The 13,723-nt window shown below is 64.5% G+C and carries 10 protein-coding genes and 2 pseudogenes; 6 read left to right on the top strand and 6 right to left on the bottom strand.

Annotated elements, in window-relative coordinates; genetic code table 11:
- Positions 1-464 (bottom strand): TetR family transcriptional regulator (locus AAHM38_RS20575; RefSeq protein WP_342234315.1); only part of this gene is annotated, 464 nt, incomplete at its 3' end.
- Between the two features lie 569 nt (positions 465-1,033).
- Between AAHM38_RS20575 and AAHM38_RS20580 the strand changes: the two genes are divergently transcribed.
- From AAHM38_RS20580 to AAHM38_RS20590, 3 genes are read left to right on the top strand one after another with little or no spacing between them, the layout of a single operon-like run.
- On the top strand, positions 1,034-2,305 hold the full coding sequence (locus AAHM38_RS20580) for an efflux RND transporter periplasmic adaptor subunit (RefSeq protein WP_041668418.1): 1,272 nt from the start codon (positions 1,034-1,036) through the stop codon (positions 2,303-2,305).
- A 15-nt stretch (positions 2,306-2,320) separates the two neighbouring features.
- Positions 2,321-5,473 carry an efflux RND transporter permease subunit gene (locus AAHM38_RS20585; RefSeq protein WP_004628196.1) on the top strand — a complete coding sequence of 1,051 codons (3,153 nt, stop codon included), beginning with the start codon at positions 2,321-2,323 and terminating at the stop codon, positions 5,471-5,473.
- A gap of 2 nt (positions 5,474-5,475) precedes the next feature.
- Complete coding sequence (locus AAHM38_RS20590) at positions 5,476-7,020, top strand: efflux transporter outer membrane subunit (protein WP_015856131.1); 1,545 nt, start codon at positions 5,476-5,478, stop codon at positions 7,018-7,020.
- Positions 7,021-7,053: 33 nt separating this feature from the next.
- Here AAHM38_RS20590 and AAHM38_RS20595 read toward each other — a convergent pair.
- Positions 7,054-8,145: pseudogene (locus AAHM38_RS20595) on the bottom strand (DNA topoisomerase IB).
- A 250-nt stretch (positions 8,146-8,395) separates the two neighbouring features.
- On the opposite strand from AAHM38_RS20595, the gene rpsU reads away from it, so the two are divergent.
- The gene (rpsU, locus tag AAHM38_RS20600; RefSeq protein ID WP_003262970.1) at positions 8,396-8,608 is read left to right on the top strand and encodes a 30S ribosomal protein S21; all 213 of its coding nucleotides are present in this window, start codon (positions 8,396-8,398) and stop codon (positions 8,606-8,608) included.
- Between the two features lie 340 nt (positions 8,609-8,948).
- Positions 8,949-9,200: a hypothetical protein gene (locus tag AAHM38_RS20605; RefSeq protein WP_116576884.1), complete on the top strand. Its 252-nt coding sequence runs from the start codon at positions 8,949-8,951 to the stop codon at positions 9,198-9,200.
- A gap of 16 nt (positions 9,201-9,216) precedes the next feature.
- Here the strand turns inward: AAHM38_RS20605 and AAHM38_RS20610 are convergent, their stop codons facing one another.
- Genes AAHM38_RS20610 through mnmE form a run of 3 tightly spaced genes read right to left on the bottom strand, consistent with a single transcriptional unit; the run spans position 9,217 to position 11,385 of the window.
- Positions 9,217-9,540 (bottom strand): low molecular weight protein tyrosine phosphatase family protein, encoded by a 324-nt coding sequence (locus tag AAHM38_RS20610; RefSeq protein WP_116576864.1) that lies wholly within the window; start codon positions 9,538-9,540, stop codon positions 9,217-9,219.
- Positions 9,541-9,544: 4 nt separating this feature from the next.
- Complete coding sequence (locus AAHM38_RS20615) at positions 9,545-9,934, bottom strand: NUDIX hydrolase (protein WP_015856135.1); 390 nt, start codon at positions 9,932-9,934, stop codon at positions 9,545-9,547.
- Positions 9,935-9,939: 5 nt separating this feature from the next.
- A complete protein-coding gene (gene mnmE, locus AAHM38_RS20620; protein WP_116576863.1) occupies positions 9,940-11,385 on the bottom strand; it encodes a tRNA uridine-5-carboxymethylaminomethyl(34) synthesis GTPase MnmE in 1,446 nt (481 codons plus the stop codon).
- Positions 11,386-11,447: 62 nt separating this feature from the next.
- On the opposite strand from mnmE, the pseudogene AAHM38_RS20625 reads away from it, so the two are divergent.
- Positions 11,448-11,837: pseudogene (locus AAHM38_RS20625) on the top strand (VOC family protein); the annotation flags it as partial.
- A 79-nt stretch (positions 11,838-11,916) separates the two neighbouring features.
- Here AAHM38_RS20625 and yidC read toward each other — a convergent pair.
- Positions 11,917-13,581 carry a membrane protein insertase YidC gene (yidC, locus tag AAHM38_RS20630; RefSeq protein ID WP_015856163.1) on the bottom strand — a complete coding sequence of 555 codons (1,665 nt, stop codon included), beginning with the start codon at positions 13,579-13,581 and terminating at the stop codon, positions 11,917-11,919.
- Between the last annotated feature and the right edge of the window lie 142 nt (positions 13,582-13,723).

Consider the following 13,723-nt stretch of genomic DNA (forward strand, 5'->3'; position numbering starts at 1 on the left):
GCCGGCAGTTGCCCGCGCCGCGTTGCCTGCTCGATGATGCTCGTCAGATGCGTCATGCCTTCCTCGAACGATTCCTGCTGACGCTTGAGGATGGGGCTGGTGTCTTCGACGAACTCGCACTTGTTGAACATGATCTCGAAGACCTTGCGCCAGTGCGCGTCCTCCACGAGTTGCCGCAGCAGGAAGTTGCCCACCGTGCGCAGTTCGCCCAGTGGATCATCGGCCTCCATCCCGAGCGGGGTGCACATGGTCTCCATGGGCAGCTTCACGCGCTCGCACATGGCTGCAAACACATCGGTCTTGTTGCGGAAGTGCCAATAGATGGCGCCGCGTGTCACGCCCGCGGCCTGCGCGATATCCGATAGCGATGTGCGTGCCACGCCCCGCGCATAGAACACGTCTTCCGCCGCATCCAGGATGCGGTTACGTGTTTCCAGTGCTTCTTCCTTCGTTCGTCTGACCATGATCTTCCAGGGGAACGCTGTGCCACCTCGGGCGGCGTTCTTTCGATTGGCTTTTGTGCAATGCACAATTCCAGGCAACGCACTATTGCGCTTCGCACAACGCGACAGCAGGCCGGTTGGCTGACAATCCTTGTCGCAGCGCGGTATCCGCTGCATGTTCGCTTGATCGCCGTCATTGCTACGACCGCAGGAAAGGTGTCTACGGAGCCCCTGTTCCTCAATGGCGTCACTTACATACATACGCGAACGTATCTATAATAGCGCGCAGTCCGTCGCTTGCCCATGGCCGTATGCGCCACTCCATGCGGGTAAGCTGCCCGGGGCCGACTTCGTGTCTGTCGGTCAGCGGGTCGGAGATCGGCTGCCGATCGCTCCCGCGTCCTAGCTTTCTGGTCCGAGTTGTTGCGACTTCGTCGCAAAGGCCATATCGCATGCCGCCGGATGCAGCTAGCATCGGACGTTTTCGTTTTTTGTGTTTTTTTGGTTTCGCTGACGGTTTGCTGGCGTCGCACTCGTTTGCGCGGCGACGCGGCACCCGGCATTCCGCTTATCGCCACATGGGGTCATCTATGACGAACACCCGCCGTTATCACCAACTCGCTGCCGCCGCATTCATGGTGGTGGCACTTGCAGCCTGCGGTAACAAGCAGGCACAAGGGCCGGGCGGCGCCGGCATGCCTCCGACCGAAGTCGGCGTTGTGACCGTGCAGCCGCATTCCGTTGGCCTGACCAGCGAGTTGCCGGGGCGCCTGGAGGCTACGCGTGTGGCACAGGTGCGGGCTCGGGTCGCGGGCATTGTGCTCAAGCGCACCTACGCGGAAGGCAGTGACGTAAAGGCCGGCCAGCAGTTGTTCCAGATCGATCCGGCGCAGTACCGGGCATCGCTGGATAGCGCCAAGGCACAGCTGGCGCGATCGGAAGCCACACAAACGCAGGCGCAACTGAAGGCCGAGCGCTACAAGCCGCTGGTTGCCACCAACGCCATCAGCAAGCAGGACTACGACGACGCCACCGCCGCCGCCAAGCAAGCCACCGCTGACGTGGCCGCCGCCCGCGCTGCCGTGGAGACCGCCAAGTTGAACGTCGGCTATGCCAGTGTGACTTCGCCCATCTCCGGTCGTGCCGGTCTGGCGCAGGTCACCGAAGGCGCGCTGGTGGGCCAGGGCGAGGCGACGCTGCTGACCACCGTTCAGCAGATCGATCCGATCTACCTGACGTTCACGCAGTCGAGCACCGAAGTGATGCGTCTGCAGCAGGCGCTCAAGGACGGCAAGCTGGCCAAGGCCGGTGGTGACGCGGCCAAGGTCACGCTCGTGACAGAAGACGGCCGCGCCTACGCGCAAACGGGCAAGCTCTATTTCTCGGACCTGACGGTGGACCCTGCTACGGGCACGATCACGCTGCGCGCGATTGTTCCGAACGCCGACCGCACGCTGCTGCCGGGCATGTACGTGCGTGCCCGCCTGGAGCAGGCCGTGGACGAACAGGCCATCACGGTGCCGCAACAAGCGGTGACGCGCAGCCCGGACGGCGCATCGGTCATGGTCGTCGACGAGAAGGGCATGGCAGCGGTGCGCCAGGTCCAGGCCGACCGCTCGACCGGTACGGAATGGATCGTCTCCAGCGGCCTGAAGGCGGGCGACAAGGTGATCGTCGACGGCCTGCAGAAGGTCCGTCCGGGCGCGCCGGTCAAGGCCGTGCCGTGGCAACCGATGTCGGCAGGCCAGGGCAAGGGCTCGCAAGGTCAGGGCGGCCAGGGTAGCGGCGCAGCACCCGTACCGGCAGCCAGCGCGCCTGCTGCAAGCACTCCCGCTGCCAGCGCACCGGCAGCCAAGCAGTAAACAAGGAGCCATCGCATGGCAAAGTTTTTCATCGATCGCCCGGTCTTTGCCTGGGTGCTCGCGCTGTTCATCATCCTTGCTGGGGCGATTTCGATCACCCAGCTGCCGATCTCGCAGTACCCGACCATTGCACCGCCGTCCATCATCATCACGGCAACGTATCCGGGCGCAAACGCGAAGACGCTGGACGAATCCGTCACGAGCATCATCGAGCAGGAAATGAACGGTGCGGACGGCCTGCTCTATATGGAGTCGGTCAGCCAGGGCGGTAACGGCCAGGCGCAGATCACCGTGACGTTCAAGGCCGGTACCGATCCGGCGCTGGCGCAGGTGGACGTGCAGAACCGCTTGAAGCGCGTGGAAGCGCGTCTGCCTTCGCAGGTGACGCAGCAGGGTGTGCAGGTCGACAAGGCCCGCTCGAACTTCCTGCTGTTCGCGACGCTCGCATCCACCGACGGCAAGATGGATCCGGTGGCGCTGGGCGACTACATCTCGCGCAACGTGCTGAATGAAATCAAGCGCGTGCCGGGTGTCGGTCAGGCGATTCTGTTCGGCACGGAACGCGCCATGCGCGTCTGGATCGATCCGGCCAAGCTGGTCGGCTACAAGCTGACCCCCACGGACGTCTACAACGCCATCCGTGCGCAGAACGCGCTGGTCTCGGCCGGTACGATCGGCGATCTGCCGTCCGTCTCCGACCAGCCGCTCGCGGCGACGGTCGTGGTGGAAGGTCAGCTCACGACCACCGAGCAGTTCGGCAACATCGTGCTGGTCGCCAAGCCGGACGGTTCGCTGGTGCGCGTGAAGGACGTGGCGCGCCTGGAACTCGGCGGCCAGACCTACTCGACGTCTGCGCGGATCAACGGCCAGCCGATCTCGGCGATTGGTGTGCAGCTTTCGCCGACGGGTAACGCGCTGGGCACTGCCAAGGCCGTGAAGGCCAAGCTGGAAGAACTCTCGAAGTACTTCCCGGCGGGCGTGGAATACAAGGTGCCGTACGACACCTCCAAGTTCGTCCAGATCTCGATCGAGGAAGTGGTCAAGACGCTGTTCGAGGCCATGGCGCTGGTGTTCCTGGTGATGCTGCTGTTCCTGCAGAACATCCGCTACACGCTGGTGCCGTCGATCGTGGTGCCGATCTCGCTCTTGGGCGCGTTCGCCACCATGAACGCGATGGGCTTCTCGATCAACGTGCTGACGATGTTCGGCCTCGTGCTGGCGATCGGTATTCTCGTTGACGATGCCATCGTGGTGGTGGAAAACGTCGAGCGGATCATGGCCGAAGAAGGCCTGCCCCCGCGCGAAGCGACCCGCAAGGCCATGGGCCAGATCACAGGCGCCATCATCGGTATTACGCTGGTGCTGATGGCCGTGTTCATCCCGATGGCGTTCTTCTCGGGCTCGGTCGGCGCGATCTATCGCCAGTTCTCGCTGTCGATGGTGTCATCGATCTTCTTCTCGGCACTCATGGCGCTGACGCTCACGCCCGCACTGTGCTCGACGCTGCTCAAGCCGATCGAGAAAGGCTCGCACCATGAGAAGAAGGGCTTCTTCGGCTGGTTCAACCGCATGTTCAGCACCACCACGAACCGCTATCAAAGCTTCGTGGAACGCATGCTCAAGAAGACCTTCCGCTACATGGTGATCTACGTTGCGCTGATCGTGGCGGTGGTGTTCCTGTTCCTGCGCCTGCCGTCTTCGTTCCTGCCGACCGAAGACCAGGGCTACATCGTGACCAACATCCAGCTGCCGCCGGGTGCATCGGCCAACCGCACGCTGGAAGTGATCAAGCAGGTCGAGAACTACTACAAGCAGGAAAAGGCGGTCGAGAACATCGTGGCTGTCCAGGGTTTCAGCTTCTCGGGCAACGGGCCGAACGCCGGTATTGTGTTCACCCCGTTCAAGGACTGGAGCGAGCGCAAGGGCAAGGATCAAACCGCCGATGCCGTGGTCGGCCGGGCCTTCGGTGCGCTGTTCGGTGGCATTCGCGATGCGATCGTCTTTCCGCTGAATCCGCCGCCGATTCCGGAACTGGGTAACGCAACGGGCTTTACGTTCCGTCTGCAGGACCGCGCGGGCCTCGGCCACGACGCGCTGATGGCAGCCCGCAATCAGCTGTTGGGGATGGCGGCGCAAAGCAAGGTCATCACCGGCATGCGCCCTGAAGGTCTGGAAGATTCGCCGCAGTACCAGGTGGATATCGACCGCGAGAAGGCCAATGCGCTGGGTGTCTCGTTCACCGACATCAACGCCGTGCTGTCGACGGCGCTGGGTTCGGCATACGCCAACGACTTCCCGAACTACGGTCGTCAGCAGCGTGTGATCGTGCAAGCGGACAAGATCAACCGCATGCAGCCCGAAGACATCATGAACCTGTACGTGCGCAACGGTCAGGGCAACATGGTCCCGATGTCGACGTTCGCCAAGGGGCATTGGATCGTCGGCCCGGTGCAGCTCGTGCGCTACAACGGCTATCCGGCTGTCCGCCTTTCGGGTGCGGCCGCGCCGGGTGCCAGCTCGGGTGACGCCATGGCCGAGATGGAACGCCTGGCCGCCAAGCTGCCGGCCGGTATCGGCTACGAGTGGACGGGCCAGTCGCTGCAGGAAAAGGCCTCGGGCTCGCAGGCGCCGGCGCTGTATGCGCTGTCGCTGCTGGCGGTGTTCCTGGTGCTGGCGGCGCTGTACGAAAGCTGGTCGATCCCGGCGGCGGTGATTCTGGTGGTGCCGCTGGGTGTGCTCGGCGCACTGCTGGGCGTGACACTGCGCGCGATGCCGGATGACGTGTACTTCAAGGTCGGCCTGATTGCGGTGGTGGGCTTGTCCGCCAAGAACGCGATTCTGATCATCGAGTTTGCGAAGGACTTGCAGGCGCAAGGCAAGAGCCTGATCGACGCGACGCTGGAAGCCGTACACCTGCGGTTCCGCCCGATCATCATGACGTCGTTCGCCTTCATCCTGGGTGTGCTGCCGCTGGCGATTGCCACCGGCGCCAGCTCCGCCAGCCAACGCGCCATCGGTACCGGCGTGATGGGCGGGATGATCACCGCGACGGTGCTGGCCGTGGTGCTGGTGCCTGTGTTCTTCGTGGTGGTCCGCCGCATCTTCAAGGGCAGCGAGCGTCAACGCCGCCTGGATGCCGCGCACCGTCCGCTGGACGAGGAAATCTGAACATGCAGAAAACGATGACCTTTCGAACCCCCGCGCTGCTGCCGGCGCTCCTGCTGGCTGCCGGCGTGTTGTCCGGCTGCTCGATGGCGCCCACCTATGAGCGCCCGGATGCTCCGATAACGAGCGCGTACCCGCAGGCACCGGCCGGCTATGCCGTGCCGGCAGACTCCGCCAAGCCCGGCGAGAACGCACCCCGTGCGACCGAACTGGGCTGGCGCGAGTTCTTCCCCGATGCACGCCTGCAAAAGCTGATCGGCCTGGCGCTTGAGAACAACCGTGACCTGCGCGTGGCCATGCTCAACGTCGAGGCCGCGCGTGCGCAGTACCGCCTGCAGATCGCCGACCTGCTGCCGCCGGTCAACGCGTCTGCCACGTACACGCGCAGCCATACGCCGCCGTCGATTTCGACCACCGGCGGCGACATCTACAACAAGCAGTACCAGCTTGGCGTGGGTATCAGCAACTACCAGGTGAACCTGTTCAGCGTGGGCGACGTCACGTCGTCTGCGCGTGCAAGTTATCTGGCGACGGACGAAGGCCGGCGTGCGGCGCAGATCAGCCTGATCTCGCAGGTGGCCAAGGCTTACCTGAACGAGCGCGCCTATGCCGAGCAGCTGGACCTGGCCCAGCAGACCCTGAAGGGCCGCGAGGACTACTACAAGCTGGCCAAGCAGCGTTTTGACGTTGGCGCTTCGTCGGCGCTGGATCTGCGTCAGACCGAGACGCTGGTGGAATCGGTGCGTGTGTCGGTGGCACAGCTGACTCGCCAGTACGCCCAGGCGACCAACGCCCTGGTGCTGCTGGTGGGCGCGCCGCTGCCGGCCGATCTGCCCGCGCCGACCACGGTGTCGTCGGAGAAGATCGTGGCCGACATTCCGCCGGGTCTGCCGTCGGAGCTGCTGGAGCAACGTCCGGACATCCGCCAGGCCGAGCAGAAGCTGATTGCCGCCAACGCCAACATTGGCGTGGCGCGGGCAGCGTTCTTCCCGAGCATCGGGCTGACGTCCAACGTGGGCACGGCCAGCGGCGCGCTGCATGACCTGTTCAAGAGCGGGACCCAGTTCTGGTCGTTCGTGCCGAACCTGACGCTGCCGATCTTCAACTGGGGCACCAACATCTTCAACCTGGACTTGACCAAGACCAACCAGAAGATTGCGGTTGCCAACTACGAGAAGACGATCCAGACCGCGTTCCGCGAAGTGTCCGACGCCCTCGTGGCGCGCGGCACCCTGGAGGAGCAAGTGGCCGCGCAGAAGCGATTCCGCGATGCCACGGCGGATCGCCTGACGCTGTCTGATCAGCGCTATCGCAATGGCGTGTCGAGCTTCCTCGATGTGCTCGACGCGCAACGCGATCTGTTCAGCGCCGACCAGACGCTGGTGCAGACGCGCTTGGCCCGCCTGACCAACGCCATCGATCTGTACACGGCGCTGGGCGGCGGGTTGCAAGAGCGCAGCACCACCGTGGCCGCACAGCAGGCTCAGCCGACGGCCGCGCCGGGCGTTGCGCCTGCCACGCCGGATATGACGCCGCAGCAATCGAAGTAAGTCCGCGTCTGTTCGCTCCAAAGCCCGCCTTCTTCAGGCGGGCTTTTTTTCGCCTGTGCCCTTAGTGCTGGCGATGTGCTCGAGAAAGTAAAGCAAGGCCACTTCTTCGCGTCGCAGACCCTTGCGCGCGCGGGTCGGGGGCAGCGCTTCCAGTTCGCCCGCCAGGAACGCGTCCACCACAGCCGGGTGCACATAGCATTTGCGGCAGACGGCCGGCGTGTTCCCGAGGCGCTGGGCCACGGCAGCAACAGCCTCCACCACCTGCCGGCGCGCCTCGGTAACGTTCGTCGACGTGCGCCCGCGCAGCAGATCCAGCGCCAGCACGCTGCCGGCCCAGGTGCGGTAGTCCTTCGCCGTGAAATCCGCGCCGCCAATCTCTTGTAAGTATGCGTTCACATCCGTGGAATCGACTACTCAGCGGTCGCCAGCTTCGTCGATGTACTGGAACAATTCCTGTCCCGGCAGATCAACGCACCGCCGGATAATGCGCGCCAGGCGCGGATCCGATACCGACACGTCGTGCTCCACGCCGCTCTTGCCGCGAAACTGAAAGCGCACCGTGTTGCCGTGTACCTCCACATGCCGATTGCGCAGCGTCGTGAGCCCATAGGAGCGGTTGTCGCGCGCATACGCCGCGTTGCCTACGCGCACCAGCGTCACGTCCAGGAGGTAGACCACCGTCGCCAGCATCTTTTCGCGCGACAGGCCCGGCGCCTCCAAATGGGCGGTGATCGCCTCGCGCACCCGCGGCAGCACTGCCCCAAAGGCCAGCAGCCGCCCGTATTTATCGGCATCGCGAAAGGCGCGCCATTCTGCGTGATAGCGATATTGCTTGCGCCCACGCGCGTCACGCCCCGTCGCCTGCAGATGACCGCCCACATGTGGGCAGATCCAGACGTCGGTATAGGCCGGCGGGATCGCCAGCTTGTTGATGCGCGCAATGACCGCCGGGTCGCGGATGCGCTGACCGCGCGTGTCGAAATAGACGAATTGGCCGCGCAGCCGGCGCCGGGTGTAGCCCGGGCGTGTGTCGTCGACATAGCGCAGCTGTTCGGGCAGCGCTTCGGCGAGGAGGGTGGCCGTTGCAGCAACCGGCGCGGGCGCAGAGTTGGGAACGCGTTCCACGGTAGAGGGCCTGGCGAGATGCTCGCGTTAAGCAAGCGGCGTTCCTCTCCCGCGTCTGCCCCTGGCGGGCGGTTGCTCGCGGCGTAGTATCAAGGCCACGCATCGGCGTAAAAAGGGCCGAAGAAATGGCCTTTCCGCCACAATCGGAAGTGCCTTGCATCGGTAAACAGATTCAACTACACTGAACGCCCTCTGGGCGGTATATAATCCGCTGTTTCGCCGTCCACCCGAATACTGAGCAAGGGACCCGATGACCACCATCCGTCTGAAAGAAAACGAGCCGGTCGAAGTTGCACTGCGCCGCTTCCGCCGTGAAATCGAGCGCACTGGCCTGATCAAGGAACTGCGCGCCCGCACCGCTTACGAAAAGCCGACGACCGAGCGCAAGCGCAAGAAGGCTGCCGCTGTGTCGCGTACGCGTAAACGCCTGCGTTCGCAAATGCTGCCGAAGAAGCTCTACTAAGATCGCGCGATTGTTTCGGTAGCACCAATCGGGTGCTGCCGCTGGCGGTGTGAAGTCAATCGACCTCCGTTCCGCCGAGCTTGGTTCGTAACGCCTCGTGCGTACCGGAAGCCTTTCCGGATTCAACCAACGCTACACTCCCCGATACAGAAGCTAGCAAGATGCGGTTGATGGCCCGTGCGCCATTGTCCGCCCCTTCGGTTCGCCCTGCGCGCCCTTCTCTGTTGCAAACGACATCCGCCAGCGGTAAATGACCGGCTGGCTGTTGGCGTTTGTTGCGCCGATCCTGTGCGGGAGTACAGTAGCGACCATCCTCTGCACGCGTTTCCCCAGAACGATGCTGCCTACCGATCCCAACGAGTACTGGTTCCCCGCCAAGCGCTACGGCTGGGGATGGGGCTTGCCTTCGCGTTGGCAGGGCTGGGTGGTGCTCGCCATCTATGCCGTATTGCTGGTGGTTGGCATCATCGGACTGCACCCGGGCACTACACAGTCAAGCTTTGTGGTGTACGTGGCGGGCGTCACGGCGCTGCTGGTGCTCGTTTGTTGGTGGAAGGGCGAGCCGCCGCGCTGGCGGTGGGGGCGGGATTGATCGGCATGCTTGCCAATCAACCGCGTAGATGCGATCCGACTCGTTTCTCCAGTAAGGCGACGAGTTCGGGCTGCAGGAACACGTAGTCGTCAGGAATATCCAGGCACACCACGCGCTTGCCGCGTAGCCGCGCACCAAACCGTTGCGACAGGCGCCGCTGGTGGCTGCGCTCCATGACGAAAATCACCTCAGCCCAGTCGAGCTGGTCGGCATCGAGTTGTACGTCTGCGTCGGGCGCCAAGCCCGCCGAATCTGTTTCGACGTTTGGCCATTGGGCGAAGACCGCTTCCGCCGTCGGGCTGCGCAGCCGATTGCGGCTGCAAATGAAGAGCGCACGCATCGCGCTAAGCTGCTGCCTTCAGCGCCGCAGCTATCGACGCCCGATAGCCCTCCGGCAAATTCGTCGGCAACGCATCCGGCGCAAACAGCCCGAGGCGCTTGTGTTCATGACTGACGGTCGGCTCGAACGGGCCGAGCAGCGCGCACGCATACGTGGCAACGAACACATGCTTGCTCGGTACGACTTCGAACAGGTACGAGTCGACCAGCGCGCCCACCTCAACGTGCAAGTTCAGCTCTTCGGCTATCTCGCGTACGAGGCATTCGGTGGAGGACTCGCCGAGTTCGATTCGGCCGCCGGGCAGTTCCCACTCTTCCCGTTCATTGAGCAGCAGGACGACCTCGCCCGCGGGCGCGCGCAGGACGCCTTTGATGGAGACGGGGTAGGCGGACATAGCGCTCACTTGCCGATGCAAAACCGGCTAAAAATCACCCCCAGCAAATCATCGCTGGAGAACGCCCCCGTAATGCTGTTCAACGCCTCCTGCGCAAGCCGCAGTTCCTCGGCAAACAGATCCAGCGATTGCGCTTGCTGTGCCGCGTGCTCCGCCGCCGTGGCGAGATGTTCGCGGGCCGTGCGCAGCGCCGCGAGATGGCGCTCACGGGCGAGGTAAAGCCCCTCGCCGCCGCCCTGCCAGCCGGCAATCTCGAGCAACGCCGCGCGCAGCAGTTCGACGCCCAGGCCATCGCGCGCCGAGAGCCACACCTCGGGCGGTTCGGCATCCACGCGGCCCGGTATAGCTACGCCCGAGAGGTCGATCTTGTTGATGACGCGCAGGGTCGGTACGCCGGCGGGCACGTGCTCGGCGATGCGCGCGTCGATCGCAGCGTCTTCGGGGGAAAGGCCGTTGGCCCGATAGTCCGCCGCATCCAGCAGATGCAGCACGACATCGGCGCGGGCGATGGCGGCCCAGGTGCGCTCGATACCGATGCGCTCGACTTCGTCTTCCGTATCGCGTAAGCCCGCCGTGTCGACGATGTTCAGCGGGATGCCTTCAATCTGAATCGTCTGCTGCACCTTGTCGCGCGTGGTGCCGGCAATCGGCGTGACGATGGCAAGTTCCGCGCCGGCCAGCGCATTGAGCAACGACGACTTGCCGACATTCGGCTGCCCCGCCAGCACCACGTGCAGGCCTTCGCGCAGCAGCGCCCCCTGACGAGCCTGCGCGAGCACGCCATCGACGGCCGTGCGAATGCCGGCGAGCTGGCCCCGCGCGTCGGACGCCTCCAGGAAGTCGATCTCCTCCTCGGGAAAATCCAGCGTCGCTTCTACCAGCATGCGCAGATGGATCACGCGCTCAACCAACGCATGCACTGCCTGAGAAAACGCGCCCTCGAGCGAGCGCGCGGCTGAACGTGCGGCAGCTTCGGTGCTCGCCTCGATCAGGTCGGCGACGGCCTCGGCCTGCGCCAGATCCATCTTGTCGTTGAGGAAGGCGCGGCGCGTGAATTCGCCGGGCTCGGCCACGCGCAGGCCGATCTCGCGGCCGGCGGTCAGGCAGCGTTGCAGCAGCAGTTGCATCACCACCGGGCCGCCGTGGCCCTGCAGCTCCAGCACGTCTTCGCCCGTGTAGGAATGCGGCGCCGGAAACCACAGGGCGATGCCCCGATCGATGGCATTACCCTCGGCGTCGAGGAACGGCAGGTAGGTTGCCTGGCGTGGCGTCAGCACACGTCCGCACAAGGCTTGCATGACGGCGCGCACGTCGGGCCCCGATACGCGCACCACGCCGATGCCGCCCCGCCCCGGCGCGGTGGCAATCGCAGCGATGGGGATGGTGAGGATGGGCGCGCGCGGCGCAGGGGAAGCGTTCGGCAAGGCCGTGGGTTGGTCAGCAGCGGTCATGGGCGGTATTGTGCGGCAGCCCAGCCGTTGCGCGCCAGCTTCCAACCAAGGAGTTTCGGACGATCGATCACACGGGTGTCGTCGTCAGCGATTTCGAAGCCAGGAGGCGCTTCTATGAACAGGCGCTGGGCGCCGTTGGCCTGGCGAAGGTGCTGGAGTTTCTGGCGGCCGTGACGGACCACGCCGATGTGGCAGGTTTACGCCCGCCCGGCACGGCGGCGTGGTGAAGTTCGGCGGCGATGGCGGGGCAGGGGCCGAACAAGCCGCTGCTGCACGCGGCCTTCTGCGTCGACACGCGTGCCGAGGTCGAGGCGTTCTACGCTGCGGCGATAGCCGCAGGCGGCACCGACAATGGCGCACCGGGCGTGCGCGCGCACCATCACCCGAACCACTACGGCGCTTTCGTGCGCGACCCGCATGGCCACAACATCGAGGCCGTTTGCCACGCACCGCTTGAAGCGGTTGACGCGTTTCGGGCGGGCGCAAAAAAGGGCACCCGGAAGGTGCCCTCTTTGCTGAAGCGGATTCGCCTTACTTGGCGGGTGCCGCCTTGTTGTTGGTGCCCAGCATGCGGTTGATCGACCATTGCTGCGCGATCGACAGGCAGTTGTTCACCACCCAGTACAGCACCAGGCCGGCCGGGAAGAAGAAGAACATCACCGAGAACGCGATCGGCATGAACATCATCACCTTGGCCTGCACCGGGTCCGGCGGGGTCGGGTTCAGCTTGGTCTGCACGAACATCGACACGGCCATCAGCACCGGCAGGATGTAGAACGGGTCGGGCGTGGACAGGTCGTGCACCCAGCCGATCCAGGGCGCACCGCGCATTTCGACCGACGACAGCAGCGCCCAGTACAACGCCATGAACACCGGAATCTGGATCACGATCGGCAGGCAGCCGCCGAGCGGATTGACCTTCTCGGTGCGGTACAGCGTCATCATTTCCTGGTTCATCTTCTGCGGATCGCCCTTGTGGCGCTCGCGGATGGCCGTCATGCGCGGCTGCAGGTCCTTCATCTTGGCCATCGAGCGGTAGCTCGTGGCCGACAGCGGGAAGAACACCAGCTTGATCAGCACGGTGAGTGCAACGATCGACCAGCCCCAGTTGCCCAGCAGTGCGTGAATCTTTTCCAGCAGCCAGAACAGCGGCTTGGCGACGATGGTCAGCCAGCCATAGTCCTTCACCAGGTCCAGGCCCGGCGTGATGGACTCAAGCATGCGCGCTTGCTGCGGGCCGGCGAACAGACGTGCCGTGGCCGACACACTGGCGCCCGGCGCCACGGTGCCCAGCGGCTCCTGGATGCCGATGCGGTAGAAGTTGGTATCGACGCGGTTGACGTAGTACTCGCGCTTGACGTTGTCTGCCGGAATCCAAGCCGATGCAAAGTAGTGCTGCACCATCGCCACCCAGCCGCTGTCGGTCGGGGCTGGCACCTGTGCCTTGCCCTTGTCGATGTCGGCAAAGGTGATCTTGTGGAACTTGTCGCCGTCGGTGTATACGGCCGGGCCGGTGAACGTGCTGTAGAAGCGCGATTGCTCCACAGCGCCGCCATCGCGGGCCAGTTCCATATATAGCGTCGGGTTGATCGGCGCAGTGCCGTCGTTGGTCACGTCGAAGCGCGTGTCGATCACGTAGCTGCCGCGCTTGAAGACGTACGTCTTGGCCAGCTTGGCGCCGCCCTTGTCGGCCGTCAGCGTGATCGAGACATCGTTGCCCGTGCCCAGGTCACGCGGGCCGGCAGATGCCGTGAACACCGTCGTGTGGTTCGGGAAGTCGCCGCCGATCAGGCCCGAGCGCGCCAGATAGGTACGCTCGACGCTGCGGTCGAACAGCACCATCGGGTTGCCGTCGTGGTCCTTCTGGTCAAGCAGTTCCAGCTTGGTCACGATGGCGCCGTCGGTATCGATGGTGGCGCGCAGCAGGTCGGTCGAGATGACGATCTTTTCCGAAGCCGGTGCCTGCGAAGCGGCGCCCGTGGCCGGGGCGGCTTGCGACCCGGCGGCTGCTGTCGCCGAGGCGCTCTTCGGCACGTCGCCTGCGGGCGTGCTGCCCGGCGCAGCGGCCGTCGTGGTGGCCGTTTGCGGTGTCGGGAAGAACATCGACTGGTGGCCATTCGCGCGTTGCCAGTTGTCGAACAGCAGGACAACCGCCAGCGAGAAGATCACCCAGAGAATGGTGCGTTTGATATCCATGTCGGATTACGGTCTGGGAAGGTGAAGCCAGCGCCGAAAAACGGCTGCGCAGCCCGATCTTGAACCTGCGATGCTCGCCGTACCCTTGTACGGTTGCGCTTCTCGGTCCAACCTCGGACTGCTCGCTACGTTTTCCGGCACT

The sequence above is a fragment of the Ralstonia sp. OTU4908 genome, from assembly GCF_038440115.1.
Classification (GTDB): Bacteria; Pseudomonadota; Gammaproteobacteria; order Burkholderiales; family Burkholderiaceae; genus Ralstonia; species Ralstonia pickettii.